Genomic DNA, 16976 nt, shown 5'->3' on the forward strand with positions numbered 1-16976 from the left:
AGCGGCGTCGTCGGCACGGGTGTCCGGACACGCCCGAGGGGGCCGTGCGCGGTGCACGGCCCCCTCGGTGGCGGATCGTCAGTTGTTGCCGCCCGGCGTCTGGCCGCCCTTGTCACCGGGACGGGTCCAGAGCCTGACCACGGTGTTCGGGTCGACCGGGGTGCCGGACTGCGGGTCGCTGTTGATCACGACCGCGTTGTCGTCCTGCGGGCCGGCCACCACGCTCGGCGTCAGACCGACGGCCTTCAGTGCGTCGAACGCCTGCTTGTAGGTCTTGCCCTGCAGGATCGGGACGTTGACCTTGTCGGGAGCCTTGAAGACCGTCAGCGTCACCTTGGAGCCCTTGGCCGCCTTGGTGTTGGCCGGCGGGTTCTGGCTGGCCACCATGCCGATCTTGGTCGGGTCGGTGGTCGGGGTGGTCTTCACGTCGACCGTGAAGTTCTGCGCCTCCAGCGCGGCCGTCGCCGCGTCCTGGGGCTGACCGGTGACACCCGGCACCGCGATCTTGCCCTGGCCCTGGGAGACCGTCAGCGTGACGGTCGCCCCGGCGGGCGCCTTGCCGGCGGCCGGGCTCTGCGAGATGACGCTGTCCTGCGGGACGCTGTCGTCGGTCTTGTAGACCGGGTTGGCGACCACGAAGCCGGCCTTCTGCAGGGCGGCGGTGGCCTCGGCGAGCGACTTGCCGCTGAAGTCGGCCAGGTCGACCGCGGCCGGGCCGGAGGAGAGCTGGACCTTGATCACCGTGTTGGTGGCGACGGAGGTGCCGGCCGGCGGGTCCTGGGTGCAGACCTGATCCTTCTGGATCTTGGTGTCCGGGCAGGCGACCGGGTCCCCGGCCTGGACGGTCAGGGTCGAGCTCTGCGCCTTGGCCGCGTTCTGGGCCTCGGCCAGGGTCTTGCCGACCAGGGTCGGGGAGGTGGTCTTGCCGCCCGCGCTGTCGCCGGTCTTCACCATCGCCTGGACCACGAAGAAGGCACCGACCAGGACCAGCACCGCCGCCACGGCGAGGATGATCCACGAGGTGTTGTTCTTCTTCGGCGGCTCCTCGCGGCGGCGCCCGCCGCCGCTGTAGCCGTCGTCGTAGCCGCCGCCGTTCCCGCCGTCGTAGCCGTCCTGCTGCGGCGGGTAGCCGTAGCCGCCCTGCGCGTTGCCGACCTGCGGCAGCATGGTGGTCGGACCGGCCGCGCCGTGCTGGGGGAGCAGGTTGGTCTGGCCGTACGGGTCGTACTGGGCGCCGCCCTGGTCGTAGCCGTAGCCCGCGGCGCCCATGCCGTAGGCGGCCTGCTGGGCGGCGGCGACCGGGAGGCCGTCGAGGAAGCGCTCGATGTCGTCGCGCATCTCGTCGGCGCTCTGGTAGCGGTAGTCCCGCTCCTTGGCGAGCGCCTTGAGCACGATCGCGTCGATCTCCGGGCGGACCTCGGGGTCGTACGCGGACGGCGGCTGGGCCTCCTCGCGGACGTGCTGGTACGCGACCGCGACCGGGGAGTCGCCGACGAACGGCGGCCGCACGGTCAGCAGCTCGTAGAGCAGGCAGCCGGTGGAGTACAGGTCGGAGCGGGCGTCGACGGTCTCGCCCTTGGCCTGCTCCGGGGAGAGGTACTGGGCGGTGCCGATGACGGCCGAGGTCTGGGTCATCGTCATGCCGGCGTCGCCCATCGCCCGGGCGATGCCGAAGTCCATGACCTTGACGTTGCCCTGGCGGGTGAGCATCACGTTGGCGGGCTTGATGTCGCGGTGGACGATGCCGGCCCGGTGCGAGTACTCCAGCGCCTGGAGGATGCCGATGGTCATCTCGAGCGCGCGCTCGGGCAGCAGCCGCCGCCCGGAGTGCAGCAGCTCGCGCAGGGTGGACCCCTCGACGTACTCCATCACGATGTACGGGATGGAGATGCCGTCGATGTAGTCCTCGCCGGTGTCGTACACGGCGACGATCGCGGGGTGGTTGAGGGAGGCCGCGGACTGTGCCTCGCGGCGGAACCTGGCCTGGAAGGACGGGTCTCGGGCCATGTCGGCACGGAGGGTCTTCACGGCGACCGTACGGCCGAGCCGGGTGTCATGGGCGAGGTAGACCTCGGCCATGCCGCCGCGCCCGAGGACGCCGCCGAGCTCGTACCTGCCGCCGAGGCGACGAGGCTCTTCCATAGTTCCGACCCTCTCCCCCACCGGTCGGTGAGGATGTGACGTAGGTGTCCCCGCACGCTCTGTAAGACGCATCCGGAGCCCGCGCTGGTTTCGCGGTCCCGGCCCACGGCCCGGGCCGTGGGTGTGCGGCGGGCAGACCCGCTGCTTGCGGATACGCTACCGGGCCAACCTCGGTGAGCCGGGCGAGCCCGCCAGCTGAGACCAGACCGGTATCGACCGGGACCGTCCCATTGTGACAATCTCCGGGTAAAAGCGGGCGGGGTCGGACTTGGTCGATCGTCACACGACTTTTTTTGAGCCGTCCGGCCGGCCGGGCCGTTACTTGTTGACCACGGCCTCCATGACCGACTTGGCGATCGGCGCGGCGATCGAGCCGCCGCTGATCTCGTTCCGCTCGGCCGCGCCGTCCTCGACCACCACCGCGACCGCGACCTGCTTGCCGTCGGCGCCCTTGGCGTAGGACATGAACCAGGCGAACGGCAGACCGCTGTTGTCCTGGCCGTGCTGCGCGGTGCCGGTCTTGCCGCCGACCGTGGCGCCGTTGATCTTCGCCTTGGTGCCGGTGCCGTTCTGCACCACGCTCTCCATCAGCTGCTGGAGCTTCTGCGCGGTGGCCGGGCTGACCGCCTGGCTGAGCTGGTGCTCGGTGTGGTTGGAGATCACGTCGAGGTTGGCCGAGCGCTCCTGGGCGATCAGGTAGGGCTGCATCAGGCTGCCGTTGTTGCAGATCGCGGCGGCGACCATGGCCATCTGCAGCGGGGTCGCCCGGGTGTCGTGCTGCCCGATGGCGTCCATCGCGGTGCCGTCCGGGCTGGAGTTGGACGGGAAGACGCTGGTGACGGCCCGGATCGGGGTGTCGATCTTGCCGTTGTTGAAGCCGAACTTCTCCGCCTGCGCCCGCAGCTTGTCCTTGCCGAGGTCGGCACCCATCTTGCCGAAGACGGTGTTGCAGGACAGGTCCATCCCGTGCTCCACCGTGGCGTTCTCGCAGTCCTCGGTGGCGCTGGCGTTCTTCAGCTCGGTGCTGGTGCCGGGCAGGATGTACGGCTTCGGGGTCTGGGTGGCGTCGTCGACGTTCTTGTACAGCCCGGTCTCGAACGCGGTGGCGGCGGTGATCAGCTTGAAGGTCGAGCCGGGCGGGTAGGTCTCGCGCAGCGCCCGGTTCAGCATCGGCTTGTTCGGGTCGTTGTTGAGGTCCGTCCAGGCCTTGGAGTCCTCCTTGCCGCCGCCCGAGAAGGTGCCCGGGTCGTAGGACGGCGTGGAGACCAGCGCCAGGATCGCGCCGGTGCGCGGGTCGATCGCGACCGCGGCGCCCTTCTTGTCGCCCAGCCCCTCGAACGCGGCCTTCTGCGCCTTCGGGTCGATCGTGGTGACGACGTCCCCGCCCTTCTTCTGCTCACCGGTGAGCATGTCGAGGGTGTTGCGGAAGAACAGCCGGGAGTCGGTGCCGGCCAGCACGCCGTCCTCCAGCTGCTCCAGCTGGCTGGTGCCGAAGGACTGCGAGGAGTAGCCGGTGATCGGCGCGTACATCGGGCCGTCGATCCAGCTGCGCTTGTACTTGTAGCGCAGGCCGTTGACGAAGTCGGAGTTGGTGACCGGCTGGCCGCCCGCGATGATGTTGCCGCGCGGGTAGGCGTACCGGTCGTACTTGTTGCGGTCGTTGTGCTTGTTGCTCGCCCACGCCTCGGCCTGGACACCCTGCACCCAGTTGACGCGGACCATCAGGGCCAGGATCAGGACCAGACAGAAGATCGAGACCCGGCGGATCGGCTTGTTCACGGGACGGATCCCCTCCGGTTCTCCGGTGTCGGTGGGCCTGGCACGGCCGATGGTGGCACAGCTATCTGAGATTCAACCGCATGGATCACCACGGGTTTCAGGTCCGGGTCGGTTCCGCTCCGGGCGCGGGTTCCGGGGTCGGCTCGGCGGCCGGGCGGCGCGCGGTGTCGCTGATCTTCAGCAGGATCGCGATCAGCGCCCAGTTGGCGACCACCGACGAACCGCCCTGGGCCAGGAACGGCATCGTCATACCGGTCAGCGGGATCAGGCCGGTGACACCGCCGGCCACCACGAAGACCTGCAGCGCGAAGGCGGAGGACAGCCCGACCGCCAGCAGCTTGCCGAACGGGTCACGGGCGGCCACCGCGGTGCGCAGGCCGCGCTGCACGATCAGCCCGTACAGCACGAACAGCGCCATCATGCCGGTGAGCCCGAGCTCCTCGCCGAAGGAGCCGAGGATGAAGTCGCTCTTGGCGGCGAACTGGATCAGCCAGGAGCGGCCCTGGCCGAGGCCGGTACCGGTGACCCCGCCGGTCCCGAAGGACATCAGGGTCTGGCCGATCTGCTCGCTGGTGCCGGGCGGCGGCGGGTCCTGGAAGGCTGCCATCGGGTCCAGCCAGGAGTTGATGCGGGTCTTGACGTGCGGCTCGGCCATCGCGACCACCGCCGCGCCGCCGATCGACATCACCAGACCGAAGACGATCCAGCTGGTCCGCTCGGTGGCGACGTAGAGCATCACCACGAAGAGGCCGAAGAACAGGAAGGACGAGCCGAGGTCGGTCTCGAACACCAGGATCAGGATGGACAGCAGCCAGACCACGATGATCGGCCCGAGGTCGCGGCCGCGCGGCAGGTACAGGCCCATGAAGCGGCGGCTGGCCAGCGCCAGCGCGTCCCGCTTGACCATCAGGAAGCCGGCGAAGAAGACCGTCAGGATGATCTTCGCGAACTCGCCCGGCTGGATCGAGAACGAGCCGATGTGGATCCAGATCTTGGCGCCGAAGTCCCCGGCCCGGGCCGGGAAGAAGGCCGGCGCGGCCAGCAGCACCAGCGCCACCACCATCGAGATGTAGGTGTAGCGCTGCAGGATCCGGTGGTCCTTCAGCAGCAGCATCACACCGATGAAGAAGGCGATCCCAAGGCCCGACCACATCAGCTGGTTGGCCGCCGCCGGGTAGTTGGACGCGAGCAGACTGCCCGCCTTGTCCAGCCGCCAGATCATCACCAGCCCGAGCCCGTTCAGCAGCGTCGCCAGCGGCAGCAGCAGCGGATCGGCGTACGGCGCGAAGCGGCGCATCACCAGGTGCGCGATCAGCGCCAGCGCGCCCATGCCGAGGCCGTACTCCAGCATGCCGGCCGGCAGCTTCTTGTCGATCGCGAGGCCCACGTTGGCGTACGCCGCCATCGGCACCAGCACCGCGAAGGCCAGCATCACCAGCTCGGTGTTGCGCCGGTTCGGCGTGCCCTGCGGCGTGATGGTGGTGTTGGCGCGCCGCCGCGCGGGTTCGGTGTTGCTGTTGCTGCTCAGGTCAAAGGTGCTCACGTGACGGCCGCTCCCGACGGCTGCTGGACCCCGGAAGGGCCCCTACTGGGTCGGGCAGGAGGTGGCCAGCTGCTGCTCCCGCTCGGTGAGGGGGGCGACACCCCCCGGGGTGGTCGTGCCGGTGGTGGCGGGGTCGGTGGTCGGCGGGGCGGCCGGCTTGGCGCCGTCGGCGACCCGCTTGCAGGCCGCGGCCTGCTCACCGAGCCGCTTCACCTGGTCCTCGGCGTCCCCCAGGCTCTTGGCCTGGATGGTCTTGGTGACCTGGGTGCGCTGGTAGGTCGGCAGGTACTTGAGTTCGATGTCGCCGTACTTCTGGTGCACCGAGGACAGCCCCAGGCCGGCCAGGTTCTGGTTGATGCCCTGGTAGACCGCGACCGAGTCGCCGTCGGCTCCCACGTAGTACTGGTCCTGGGTCCACTGGTAGCCGAACCAGCCGGCCGCGCCCAGCGCACCGAGGACGACCACCACGGCGATCGACACCTTCAGCCCGCGGCGCTTGCGGCGCGCGCGCCGCCGGCCCTCCTGGACAGGCTGCTCGGAGTCCTCGTACGCGCCGTAGGGCTCGCCGAAGCCCCCCTCGGCGGACTCGCCGTACCCGGTCTCCGGATAGCCCTCCGCCGGGCCGAAGCCGGGCGCGGGCGCGTCGTAGCCGTTGGCCGGGCCGAAGGCGCCCTGCGGGGCCTGCGGGCGGCCGAGGCCGGCGGCGCGGCCGGCCGGGGTGTTCAGCATGCCCTGGTCGCTGCTCGGGTGCGGCGGCGCGTCGGCGACCGCGCCGACCACCACCGGGTAGTCCGCCAGCTGGCCGCTCAGGGTGTCGGTGGCGCCGACGTCGATGACGTCCGCGACGATGCAGGTGATGTTGTCGGGACCGCCGCCGCGCAGGGCCAGCTCGATCAGCGCCTGGACGGTCTGCTGCGGGGCGTAGAAGCTCCCGAGCGTCTCCTCCAGGGTCTGGTGGCTGACCGGCCCGGACAGGCCGTCCGAGCAGATCAGGTAGCGGTCGCCGGCCCGGACCTCGCGGATCGACAGGTCCGGCTCGACCTGGCCGCGCCCGTCCAGCGCCCGCATCAGCAGGGAGCGCTGCGGGTGGGTCTCGGCCTCCTCCGGGGTGATCCGGCCCTCGTCGACCAGCCGCTGCACCCAGGTGTGGTCCTGGGTGATCTGGCTGAGCGAGCCGTCCCGCAGCAGGTACGCCCGGGAGTCCCCGATGTGCACCAGGCCCATCCGCTGGCCGGTCCACAGCATCGCGGTGAGGGTGCAGCCCATGCCTTCGAGCTGCGGGTCCTCCTCGACCATCTGCCGCAGCCGGTCGTTGGCGGTCTGCACCGCGTCGTTCAGCAGCGTCAGCAGGTCGGCACCGGGCACGTCCTCGTCCAGCCGGACGATCGAGCCGAGCACCTCGGAGGAGGCGACCTCACCGGCCGCTGCCCCGCCCATGCCGTCGGCCACGGCCAGGAGGCGCGGACCGGCGTAGCCGGAGTCCTCGTTCCCCTCCCGGATCAAGCCCTTGTGGGACCCGGCGGCGAAGCGCAGCACGAGACTCATGCGGTCCCTACCCTCCTCTGGGTGGACGGGGTGCTGTCCCTCATGCGCTGACTACTTCCGCAGCTCGATGACGGTCCGGCCGATACGGATCGGCATCCCGGGCTGGAGCGGCTGCGGCGTGGTCAGCCGCTGCCGGTCCAGATAGGTGCCGTTGGTGGAGCCTAGATCCTCGACCGTCCACTGCCCAGTCTGGTCCGGGTAGATCCTGGCATGCCGGGAGGACGCGTAGTCGTCGTCGAGCACGATGGTGGAGTCGTGCGCCCGGCCCAGGGTGATGGTCTGGCCCTGCAGCGCGACCGTGGTGCCGGCCAGCGAACCCTGCACCACCACCAGGTGGGTGGGGGCGCCCCGGCGCTGCCTCGGCTGCGCGGGGGCGGCGCTCTGCTGGGTCTGCGGCGGCCGGTTCGGGGCACCCGCCGGGGCGGCGGCGGCCCGCCGCGCCGAGCGCGGATTGACCTTGGTGCCGAACAGATCGCTGCGGATCACCTGCACCGCGACGATGACGAACAGCCACAGCACGGCGAGGAAGCCAAGCCGCATGACCGTCAGGGTCAGATCTGACATAGGAGGCCCGCTCTACCCTTCGACCTGTCGGTAGACGATGGTGGTGGACCCCAGAACGATTCGGGAGCCGTCGCGGAGCGTAGCGCGCTGGGTGTGCTGTCCGTCCACCACGATGCCGTTGGTCGACCCCAGGTCGAGCACCATCGCGGGCGTCCCGGGCCGGATCTCGGCGTGCTTGCGGGACACCCCGGGGTCGTCGATCCGCACGTCCGCCTCGGTGGAGCGGCCGAGCACCATGGCGTTCCCGGTGATCTGGTGCCGGTTGCCGTTGACCTCGATCCAGCGCCGGGTACCCGCGCCGCTGTGGCCGGCGCCCGGGAACGGGCGCACGTTGCCGCCGCCCGGGGCGGGCGGGGCGGTGGGCATCACCGGGGGCGCGGCCGGCGGGGGCGGCGCACCGTACGGGGCCGCGCCCGGCTGCTGCCAGGGCGCGCCGGGGGCCGGCGGCGTCGGCGGGCGGCCGTAGCCCTGCGGCTGCTGCGGCGCGGCCTGCTGGGCCGGCTCCTCGGAGGCGAGGGTGCGGCTGCGCACCCGGTACAGGCCGGTGTCCAGGTCGTCGGCCTTCTCCAGGGTCACCTGGAGCGGGCCCATGAAGCTGTACCGCTGCGCCTCCGCGTACTCGCGCACCATGCCGGCCAGCTCCTTGCCGAGCTGTCCGGCGTACGGGCTGAGTCGCTCATGGTCGTGCGGGCTGAGCTCGACGATGAAATCGTTGGGCACGACGGTGCGGTCGCGGTTCCAGATGGTCGCGTTGTTGTCGCACTCGCGCTGTAGCGCTCCGGCGATCTCGACCGGCTGGACCTCGGACTTGAACACCTTGGCGAAGGTGCCGTTCACGAGACCCTCGAGCCGCTGCTCGAACTTCTTCAGGACTCCCACGGGGCACCCCCTTCCAGGGCGTTGATCCGGCCGGGCGCGCCGTCTGCGGCGTGTCGCCTCGGTCCGATGGCGGGTTTTCCGTACTGATCGTATCCACGCCGGGCCCATCCGTACGGTTCCCCCGGCATGTGGTGCCCCTTGGTGAGCCCGGGCACACGCATCCATCGGTGCTCCCGGCAAGCCAGGGCTACCCCCTTCGCGTCCGGCCAACCCCTCGATCACCCGTTCGTCGGCGGCCGTCCGGGCGGTCCGGGACAAGGGATTTCGGACTACCGCGCACGCCGTGCTAATGTTTTCCACGTCGGAAGGGGCGCCCCGCAAGGGAGCCGGACCGGAAGACCGGGGAAGGGCCGAGAGGCTCGGACCGGTCCGAAGATCAGGTAGCATCTACGACATCACCCATGCGCGGGTGGCGGAATAGGCAGACGCGCTGGATTCAGGTTCCAGTGCCCGAAAGGGCGTGGGGGTTCAACTCCCCCCTCGCGCACCACTGAGGCCGGTCGGATTTTATCCGACCGGCCTCTTTGTTGCGCCCGCGCCGTCGTGCCCCGCGCCGTCGTGCGCCCACGTTCGGAGGCGCCGCACGCGCCGCCGTTCACTCCCCGCCGGCCGCCGGGAGCTCCGCGCGCACCGTGAAGCCGCCGTCCGGTCCGGGGTCGGCGGTCAGGCTGCCGCCGAGCAGCTGGGCGCGTTCGCGCAGCCCGACCAGGCCGTGGCCGCCGCCCGGCAGGTGGTCGGGCAGCGCGCCGGGGGCGCCGAGCGGGGCCGGCCCGTTGCGCACCTCGACCAGCAGCCGGGTGCCGCGCGCCGCGAGGCTGACGCTGACCGGGGCGCCCGGGGCGTGCTTGCGGATGTTGGTGAGCGCCTCCTGGACGGTGCGGTACGCCGCCCGCTCCACCGCCTCCGGCCAGTCCCGGTCGCCGGTGGCCAGCCGGGCGGTGACCGGGAGCCCGCTGCCCTCGATCAGTTTGGGCAGGTCGGCCAGCCGGGGCTGCGGGGCGAGCGGCTCGTCCCGCCGCAGGCTCGCGGCCCGCAGGACGCCGACCATCTGGCGCAGCTCCTCCAGGGTGCGCACGGACAGCTCCCGGATGGTCCGGGCGGTGTCCTTGGCCGCCGGGTCCGAGGTGGACACCTGGAGCGCGCCGGCCTGGATGGAGATCAGGCTGACCTGGTGCGAGACCACGTCGTGCATCTCGCGGGCCAGCCTGGCGCGTTCCTGGCCGAGCACCCGCTCGGCCAGCAGCCGGCTCTCCCGCTGCTGCCCCTCGGTCAGCTCGACGATCCGTTCGGCCAGTTCGCGCCGGGTGCGGGCGAGCAGTCCGAGCGCGGCCGGCGCCGCGGCCAGCATGACGCTCTCGATGGCGTCCAGCGCGGTCTCCCGGCTGATCTCGAACATCGAGGCCGTCACGGGCCAGTGGAAGTACTCGACCAGGGCGAACAGGGTGGCGCAGACGGTGGTCGCCCGGATCTCGGCGCGGTGCGCGGCGACCGAGTACACCGCCGTGATCGGCGCGATCCAGATGTACTCGACGTACGTCCCGGGCAGCGTGAGCAGCAGCGTCAGGACCGGGAAGCGGCGGCGCATCAGCAGGGCGAGGCAGGCCACGGCCGAGAGCATCAGCTCCCACCAGGTGCCGTCCTTGCCGACCAGTGCGGCGTCCACGCCGGCCAGCAGGACCGGCAGCAGCAGGGCCGTGCACCGTCCGGTCGCCCACCCGGGCAGGGTTCTGCCGCCGGCGCCCATCAGCCGCTCTGCCCCGGGGTGCGGACCAGGCCGGCCCGGTGGGCGATCACCGCGGCCTGGACCCGGTTGGCGGCGCCGAGCTTGCCGAGGATGGCGCTGATGTGGTCCTTGACCGTGCCGGTGCCCAGGAACAGCCGGTCGGCGATCTCGGCGTTGGACAGGCCCTCGCCGAGCAGCGCGAGCACGTCCAGCTCCCGGCCGGTGAGCTGGCGGGCCAGCGAGGCGGCCTCGGTGTCGGGCACCCCGCCCTCGACGTAGCCGCTGATCACGCTGCGGGTGACGGTGGGGGAGAGCACGCTGCCGCCGGCCGCCAGCACCCGGACGGCGTGCACCAGCTGTTCGGGGGCGGTGTCCTTGAGCAGGAAGCCGGCCGCCCCGGTGCGCAGCGCGGTGCCGATGTACTCGTCGGTGTCGAAGGTGGTGAGCATCGCCACGGCGGGCGGGTCGGGCAGCGCGCGCAGCCGGCGCAGCACCGTGATGCCGTCGAGGTCGGGCATCCGGATGTCGAGCAGCACCACCTGCGGGGCGAGCGCGGCGGCCTGCTCCTCGGCCTGGCCGCCGGAGCAGCTGCCGACCACTTCGAGGTCGGGCGCCGAGCCGACGATCAGTCCGAGACCGGAGCGGACCAGGACCTCGTCGTCCACGATCAGGACGCGGATCGGCGGCATGGTCTCTCCTCAGTCTCGGTGCGCTGCCCGGCGCAGCCTGCTTCGAGCGTAGGCGCAGGCGGCGGGCGGTGACGCGGCGGCCGGGCGGATGGTACCCCCGCCGATCGGCGGGGGTGCAAATCCGCTACCGGTTTCACGTCATTCTCATCCTGGGTGGGCAACCATGGAAGGAGACAGGCCCCCGTCGCGGGCCGACGGGACCCGGCCATTCGGACGCCGGGCGGCGCCCCGGTGGGGGCCGTGCGGATGCGTGCCCCGGTCCGATCCCCTGGAATTGGAGCTGTGTCCACTGTGAAGACGGCCCCGTCCGCCCATTCCGCCGCTCCCGCCGCCGACGCCGGGCCGCCGTCGCGGTGGCGTTCGCGCGCCGCGTCCCTGACGGTGTGGTACCTGCGGCTGATGGCCCTGCTGAACCTGGTGGCGGTGCTGGCCGTGCCGTTCCGCGAGCAGGTGCGCACCCACAACGAGGGTGAGTACTTCACCCCGTACCTGGTGACGGGGGGTCTGAGCACGGTCGTGCTGTCGGTCTTCCTGGCGGTGGCGATGCGGCGGCGCAAGCGGGCCGCGTGGATCTTCAACACCGCGCTGGCCGGGCTGTTCTTCCTCGCCTACCTGGTGCTGATGGTGCTGCCGGGCGAGAGCTTCGCGCACCACCCGCTGAACTACTTCTCCACGGTGATCACCGGTCTGTTCGTGGTGGCGCTGGTGGTCGGCCGGCGGGAGTTCACCTCCAAGGGCGACCGGTCGAACCCCAAGACCGCGGTCGCCACCTTCTTCGCCGGCCTGCTGGTCGGCGGCGGGATCGGTTCGGTGCTGGTCTCGGCGACCAACACCATTCCCGGGGACGACTTCGGGGACCGCTTCCTGTACGCGGTGGCCCGGATGGTCACGGTCACCCCGTCCGAGCGGGTGGCCGGCGTGATCTCGGTCCCGACCTGGGTGGACGCCTCCATCAACGTGATGAGCGCCGGGCTGTTCCTGCTGGTCATCTACGTGGCCTTCCGCAGCCCGCGCGGCCAGGAGCTGCTCACCGAGGAGGACGAGACCCGGCTGCGGGCGCTGCTGGAGCGGCAGGGCGAGCGGGACTCGCTGGGCTACTTCGCGCTGCGCCGGGACAAGGCGGTGGTGTTCTCGCCGAGCGGCAAGGCGGCGGTCGCCTACCGGGTGCTCGGCGGGGTCTCGCTGGCGTCGGGGGACCCGATCGGTGACCCGGAGGCCTGGCCGGGGGCGATCGAGGCGTGGCTGGGCGAGGCCCGGGAGCACGCCTGGGTGCCCGCGGTGATGGGGGCCTCCGAGGAGGCCGGGGTGATCTACGCCCGGCACGGGCTGGACGCGCTGGAGCTCGGTGACGAGGCCATCGTCGAGCTGGACGAGTTCTCGCTGGACGGCCGGGCGATGCGGGTGGTCCGCCAGGCGTACAACCGGGTCAAGCGGGCCGGCTATACGGTCCGGATCCGCCGGCACGAGGACATCCCCGAGGCGGAGATGGCCGCGCTGGTCGACCGGGCCGACCACTGGCGGGACGGTGCCACCGAGCGCGGCTTCTCGATGGCGCTCGGGCGTCTGGGCGACCCGGACGACGGCCGCTGCGTGATGCTGGAGTGCCACGACGGCGACGGTGAACTGCGGGCCCTGCTGAGCTTCGTGCCCTGGGGCCGGGACGGTCTCTCGCTGGACCTGATGCGCCGGGACCGCGACAGCGAGAACGGCCTGATGGAATTCATGGTGATTGAGCTCCTGCAGCGGGCCGGGGAGGTGGAGCTCGCCCGGGTGTCGCTGAACTTCGCGATGTTCCGATCGGTATTCGAGCGCGGTTCGAGGCTGGGGGCGGGGCCGGTTCTGCGGCTGTGGCGTTCGGTGCTGGGATTCTTCTCCCGCTGGTGGCAGATCGAGTCCCTCTACCGGGCCAATGCGAAGTACCGCCCGATTTGGGAACCGCGCTATCTGCTGTTCGAGAAGAGCAGTGAGATCCCGCGGATCGGCATCGCCAGTGCGCGCGCCGAGGGTTTCATCACCGTACCGAGTCTTCCCGCGCTGTTCCGGCGTCGGCACGTGCGGGCGGCCGCTCCGGCCGCGCCGAAGGCGTAGCCGGCCGGGCAGGACGGGAATGGGTTGTCCCTCCGCCGGGGGGCGGAGGGAATCCAGCCCGGACCACCCCGGGGCGTACTCCGTCGGGGGTCCGATCGGGGGGCGAATGGGGGATGCTCTCCAACCTGAGGATGACAGTGGTTCGCCACCTGTGCTGATGCCTCCCGTTTAGCCGCTGCCTACCGTAGATGTAGTGCTCGAACGAAGACTGGCTCGAGTGCGGGAACCTCAGGGCCGGGTTTTTCTGGAACGCGAACGGGGAGCGGGTCGGCTGTGAAGGAAATTGCCCAGGTGGGGGGCGTGCGAAAGGGTGTTCCGGCGATTGCCGCCCGGGCCGCCGTCGCCGAGTGGGGACTCCTGTACGCGGTGGTCAGGGACCATGTGGCGCGTAAACGATTCGCCTCGGTTCCGCTGGCCACGGCCGCCACCCTGCTGATCCTGCTCTTCAGCGTCGTCCAGCACCTGCCGGGCGGCGCGAAGGTGGTCACCGTGATCGGGGTGGTCAAGGCCTCCCTGCCGCTGGACGTCTCGCTGCTGCGCACCCCGCTCTCGCTCTACGTGCCCGCGCTGGACCTGCCGGTCTGGGGGGCGCTGGCGCAGGTCTTCGTGGTGTTCGGGCTGGCCGAGATGGTGCTGGGCCGCCGGCTGACCCTGGTCGTCGCGTACGTCTGCACGCTGGCCGGCACGCTGTTCGCCCGGGTCGGGGTGGCGATCGGCCCGCAGCACCTGTTCGGCTTCCCGCAGTGGGTGGCGCACGTCCGCGACACCGGGCCGTCGGCCGCGGTGGTCGCGCTGGCGGTCTGCGTCGCCTTCCGCACCCGGGCCTGGTGGACGGGCGGGGCGGTGGCGCTGGTGATGGTGGGGGAGGCGGTGGTCCTGCCCAACCTGGCCGGTCTGGAGCACGTGGTGGCGCTGCTGACGGCGGTGCTGATCGCCGCGGCGGTCGAGGTGTTCGGCGACTACTGGCCGCGGGTGCTGGCCGGGGTCGGCGCCGCCGCCTCGGTCGCCACCGAGGCGGCCCGCCGCACCCCCGCGGGCGCCCTGATCCGCTAGGCCGTCTCTGACACGGCCCAGGGCTCTCCCTGGGCCCGGTCCGCGGGTCCGCGGTTCAGCCGCGCGGCAGGGCCAGCTCGAACCAGACCACCTTGCCGACCGCCTTGCGGGCGGTCCCCCAGCGCTCGGCGAGTTTGCTCACCAGGTTGAGGCCGCGCCCGTTCTCGTCCATCGACTCGGCGGGCTCCAGCGACGGCAGGTTGTGGTTGTCGTCGCTGACCTCGACCAGCAGCTTGTCGACCCGGATCAGCTGCAGCTGGACGTCGGCGCGGGCCACCCGGACGGCGTTCGTGACCAGCTCGCTGACCAGCAGCTCGACCGTGTCGGTCAGCGCGGTCAGCCGCCAGGCGGCGAGCTGCTCGCGGACCAGGCGCCGGGCGTGCCGGACCTCCGACTGCTCCACGGTGAGCCGCCAGGTCGCCACCTCGCTCGGCGCCACCCCGTCGAACCGGGCCACCAGCAGGGCGACGTCGTCCTTGCGGTCGTCGGTGTGCAGCCGCTCCAGGACCGTGTCGCAGGCCTCCTCCGGGGTCTTCTTCGGGTCGATCAGGTTGCCGCAGAGCGCGGCCAGCCCCTCCCCTATGTCACCGCCCCGGACCTCGACCAGGCCGTCGGTGCACAGCACCAGCATCGAGCCGTCCCGGACGCTGATCTTCTTGGCCACGAACGGCACCCCGCCGACCCCGATCGGCGCGCCCTCGGGGATCTCCAGCAGTTCGCCGCGCCCGTCCGGGTGGACCAGCACCGGCGGGACGTGGCCGGCGCTGGCCAGCTCGCAGGTGCGGTCGATCGGGTCGTAGACCGCGTAGAGGCAGGTCGCCAGGTGGTCGTCGCCGAGCTTGTGGGCCAGGTTGTCCAGGTGCCGCAGCAGCTGGCCCGGCGGCAGGTCGAGCGCGGCCAGGGTCTGCATGGCCGTACGGAAGCGGCCCATCGCCGCCGCCGAGTGCAGGCCGTGGCCCATCACGTCGCCGACCACCAGGGCGACCCGGCTGCCGGGCAGCTGGATCGCGTCGAACCAGTCGCCGCCGACCTCGGCCTTCGGGTCGCCCGGCAGGTAGCGGTGGGCGACCTGGACGCCGGGGATCTTCGGCGGCCGGGTCGGGATCATCGAGCGCTGCAGGGTGGTGGCGACCTTGGACTCGGCGCGGTGCAGCCGGGCGTTGTCCAGCGAGAGGGCGGCCCGGGCGGCCAGCTCCTTGAGGGTGTCGGCGTCGGCCTTGGTGAACGGGCCGCGGTCGGCGAGCCGCAGCAGCTTGAGGATGCCCAGCACGGTGCCCCGGGCGGACAGCGGCAGCACCAGCATCGAGCGGTCGACCACCAGCGGCACCAGCTCGGGCCCGCCGAGCGAGGCCGCGTACTCCACCGCGACGTCCGGGGTGATCACCGGGACCAGGACCGGCTTGTTCTCCTGCAGGGCCAGGCCCGGCGGGGTCGAGCGGGGCATCGCCAGCAGCCGGCCCTCGTCCAGCACGTGGCTCCAGGTCCCGGAGCCGGCGTTGAAGACCCGGGCGACCCGGCGCAGCATCGTCGAGTCGTCCGGCCGGTCGCGGGGGAGCTCGGAGTCGGAGATCAGGCCGTCCAGCAGGTCGACGCAGGCGAAGTCGGCCACCCGCGGGACCAGGACGTCGCACAGCTCGCGGGCGGTGGTGTCCAGGTCCAGGGTGGTGCCGACCCGCCCGCCGACCTCGCTCAGCAGGGCCAGCTGGTCGCCGTCCGGGGTGCCGCGGACCACCTCGACGCCCTCGACCGGCGGGGGTGTCGCGGTGGCGGGGGCGGGCAGGCCGCCGTCGCGGAGTGACGTGTGGCCGTTGGCTGCGGACTCGATGGTGGGGCCTCCGGGATCGCTGTCTTCGCCGGTGCCGGCCGCTTCGCGCTGGCCGGGGATGGTGCTGCCGAGGGCCCGCCGGCCGTCGGGGCCGGGACCTTCGGCGGTGGCCGGGCCGGCGGCGGGTGCGCGGCCGGCCACCGCGCCGTCCGCGGCCGGGCCGCCGGGGCCGCGGCCGGCCCCGGGTCTGTCCGCTTCGGGGGGCCGGCGCCCGGCGCGCGGGCGGTCGGCGCGCTGCTGCGGGGTCGGGTAGCGGCGGCCGATGCCGGCGGCCAGCCGGGCCGTACCGCTGGGGGAGGACTGGTACGGCAGCACCGGCAGCAGGGTGGCCGAGTCGACCCACAGGGCGGGCAGCCCGGCGGCGACCAGCTGGGCCATCAGCCGCTGCCGGCGCTCGGGCGAGCCCTTGGGCAGCAGCGGCTCCAGGGCCGCGGCGCCCCCGGCGGCGGCGGGGGCCAGCGCGGCCGCCACCCGCAGCGGGCGCCCGGCCGCGGTGGGCGCCTGCGCGTACGGCAGCAGGCGCTCGCCCAGCGCGATCCGCAGGCCGGTGGTGCGCAGCGGCCGGGCGTCGGCGGCCAGCACCAGCAGTCCGCGGCCGGCCGGCTCGATCAGCGGGTAGGCCCACCAGAGGATGTCGCGCAGCCGGTCCTCGCGGTCGCAGACGGCCATCGCGCCGGCCCACGGGGTGTCCAGCTGGGTCAGGTCGTCCAGGGTGGAGAAGGCGTCGCAGCGGTGCCCGGCGCCGGGCGGCAGCGGCGCGGCGGTCTCGGCGCGCGGCTCGACGGCGGGCAGCAGGCCGATCGCGGTGCGCCCGAAGGTGACCTCGGCGCGGTGTCCGAACAGCTCCTCCGCGGTGCGGTCCCACTGGGCGATCCGGCCGTCCGGGTCGACCAGGACGGAGGCGACCCGCAGCAGCGCCACCACCCCCGCGGGGTGGGCGCCGGCCGGCGCCGGGCCGCCGGGTGGCAGCGGTGGGTCGGCTCCTGGCCGCGGTGTGGAGTTGGGCTCGTCCACCATGGATCCGGTCTGCTCCCGCCTGGCCGCCGTGCCGTGCGACGGACCCGTCGTCGGGGCGGCGTGCTGGGCTTCCTCGTCTCCGGCCGCTCCTGCCTGTCCTGTTCCGCCCGTACCGGGGTGTGCCGTGCA

At 72.3% G+C, this 16976-nt stretch carries 11 protein-coding genes and 1 tRNA gene; 3 read left to right on the plus strand and 9 right to left on the minus strand.

Features of this window, described 5'->3' with window-relative positions; all coding sequences use genetic code 11:
- Nucleotides 1-78: 78 nt before the first annotated feature.
- The 6 genes from pknB to AC2TEW_RS01790 all read right to left on the minus strand — a co-directional run bounded on the left by pknB (nucleotide 79) and on the right by AC2TEW_RS01790 (nucleotide 8452).
- Nucleotides 79-2142, minus strand: a complete 2064-nt coding sequence (gene pknB, locus AC2TEW_RS01765; RefSeq protein WP_484621453.1) for a Stk1 family PASTA domain-containing Ser/Thr kinase — start codon at nucleotides 2140-2142, stop codon at nucleotides 79-81.
- A 318-nt stretch (nucleotides 2143-2460) separates the two neighbouring features.
- Nucleotides 2461-3921: a peptidoglycan D,D-transpeptidase FtsI family protein gene (locus tag AC2TEW_RS01770; protein WP_484621454.1), complete on the minus strand. Its 1461-nt coding sequence runs from the start codon at nucleotides 3919-3921 to the stop codon at nucleotides 2461-2463.
- 97 nt (nucleotides 3922-4018) lie between these two features.
- Nucleotides 4019-5464: an FtsW/RodA/SpoVE family cell cycle protein gene (locus tag AC2TEW_RS01775; RefSeq protein ID WP_233289013.1), complete on the minus strand. Its 1446-nt coding sequence runs from the start codon at nucleotides 5462-5464 to the stop codon at nucleotides 4019-4021.
- A gap of 42 nt (nucleotides 5465-5506) precedes the next feature.
- Nucleotides 5507-7009 carry a PP2C family protein-serine/threonine phosphatase gene (locus AC2TEW_RS01780; RefSeq protein ID WP_484621455.1) on the minus strand — a complete coding sequence of 501 codons (1503 nt, stop codon included), beginning with the start codon at nucleotides 7007-7009 and terminating at the stop codon, nucleotides 5507-5509.
- Nucleotides 7010-7060: 51 nt separating this feature from the next.
- The gene (locus AC2TEW_RS01785; protein ID WP_033820250.1) at nucleotides 7061-7573 is read right to left on the minus strand and encodes an FHA domain-containing protein FhaB/FipA; all 513 of its coding nucleotides are present in this window, start codon (nucleotides 7571-7573) and stop codon (nucleotides 7061-7063) included.
- Between the two features lie 12 nt (nucleotides 7574-7585).
- Complete coding sequence (locus tag AC2TEW_RS01790) at nucleotides 7586-8452, minus strand: FHA domain-containing protein (RefSeq protein WP_484621456.1); 867 nt, start codon at nucleotides 8450-8452, stop codon at nucleotides 7586-7588.
- 403 nt (nucleotides 8453-8855) lie between these two features.
- On the opposite strand from AC2TEW_RS01790, the gene AC2TEW_RS01795 reads away from it, so the two are divergent.
- Nucleotides 8856-8942: transfer RNA gene (locus AC2TEW_RS01795), tRNA-Leu, on the plus strand.
- Nucleotides 8943-9047: 105 nt separating this feature from the next.
- On the opposite strand, the gene AC2TEW_RS01800 is transcribed toward AC2TEW_RS01795, so the two are convergent.
- Both AC2TEW_RS01800 and AC2TEW_RS01805 read right to left on the minus strand, forming a co-directional pair.
- Nucleotides 9048-10196, minus strand: coding sequence for a sensor histidine kinase (locus AC2TEW_RS01800; protein ID WP_484621457.1), 1149 nt, complete (start codon nucleotides 10194-10196; stop codon nucleotides 9048-9050).
- Nucleotides 10196-10864 (minus strand): response regulator, encoded by a 669-nt coding sequence (locus tag AC2TEW_RS01805; protein ID WP_484621458.1) that lies wholly within the window; start codon nucleotides 10862-10864, stop codon nucleotides 10196-10198. The genes AC2TEW_RS01800 and AC2TEW_RS01805 overlap by 1 nt, the downstream gene beginning before the upstream one ends.
- Before the next feature lie 246 nt (nucleotides 10865-11110).
- Between AC2TEW_RS01805 and AC2TEW_RS01810 the strand changes: the two genes are divergently transcribed.
- Both AC2TEW_RS01810 and AC2TEW_RS01815 read left to right on the plus strand, forming a co-directional pair.
- Entirely contained in the window at nucleotides 11111-12952 is a 1842-nt protein-coding gene (locus tag AC2TEW_RS01810) for a phosphatidylglycerol lysyltransferase domain-containing protein (protein WP_484621459.1), read from the plus strand.
- Nucleotides 12953-13252: 300 nt separating this feature from the next.
- Nucleotides 13253-14005 carry a hypothetical protein gene (locus AC2TEW_RS01815; protein WP_484621460.1) on the plus strand — a complete coding sequence of 251 codons (753 nt, stop codon included), beginning with the start codon at nucleotides 13253-13255 and terminating at the stop codon, nucleotides 14003-14005.
- 55 nt (nucleotides 14006-14060) lie between these two features.
- On the opposite strand, the gene AC2TEW_RS01820 is transcribed toward AC2TEW_RS01815, so the two are convergent.
- The gene (locus AC2TEW_RS01820) at nucleotides 14061-16847 is read right to left on the minus strand and encodes a SpoIIE family protein phosphatase (RefSeq protein WP_484621461.1); all 2787 of its coding nucleotides are present in this window, start codon (nucleotides 16845-16847) and stop codon (nucleotides 14061-14063) included.
- Between the last annotated feature and the right edge of the window lie 129 nt (nucleotides 16848-16976).

It is taken from the genome of Kitasatospora sp. NEAU-CNBT7, assembly GCF_057220535.1.

Coding starts and splice junctions, on each gene's coding strand:
- AC2TEW_RS01805 (WP_484621458.1), bottom strand. CDS start 10,864: ATGCCGCCGATCCGCGTCCTGATCGTGGACGACGAGGTCCTGGTCCGC.
- pknB (WP_484621453.1), bottom strand. CDS start 2,142: ATGGAAGAGCCTCGTCGCCTCGGCGGCAGGTACGAGCTCGGCGGCGTC.
- AC2TEW_RS01800 (WP_484621457.1), bottom strand. CDS start 10,196: ATGGGCGCCGGCGGCAGAACCCTGCCCGGGTGGGCGACCGGACGGTGC.
- AC2TEW_RS01780 (WP_484621455.1), bottom strand. CDS start 7,009: ATGAGTCTCGTGCTGCGCTTCGCCGCCGGGTCCCACAAGGGCTTGATC.
- AC2TEW_RS01785 (WP_033820250.1), bottom strand. CDS start 7,573: ATGTCAGATCTGACCCTGACGGTCATGCGGCTTGGCTTCCTCGCCGTG.
- AC2TEW_RS01820 (WP_484621461.1), bottom strand. CDS start 16,847: ATGGTGGACGAGCCCAACTCCACACCGCGGCCAGGAGCCGACCCACCG.
- AC2TEW_RS01810 (WP_484621459.1), top strand. CDS start 11,111: ATGCGTGCCCCGGTCCGATCCCCTGGAATTGGAGCTGTGTCCACTGTG.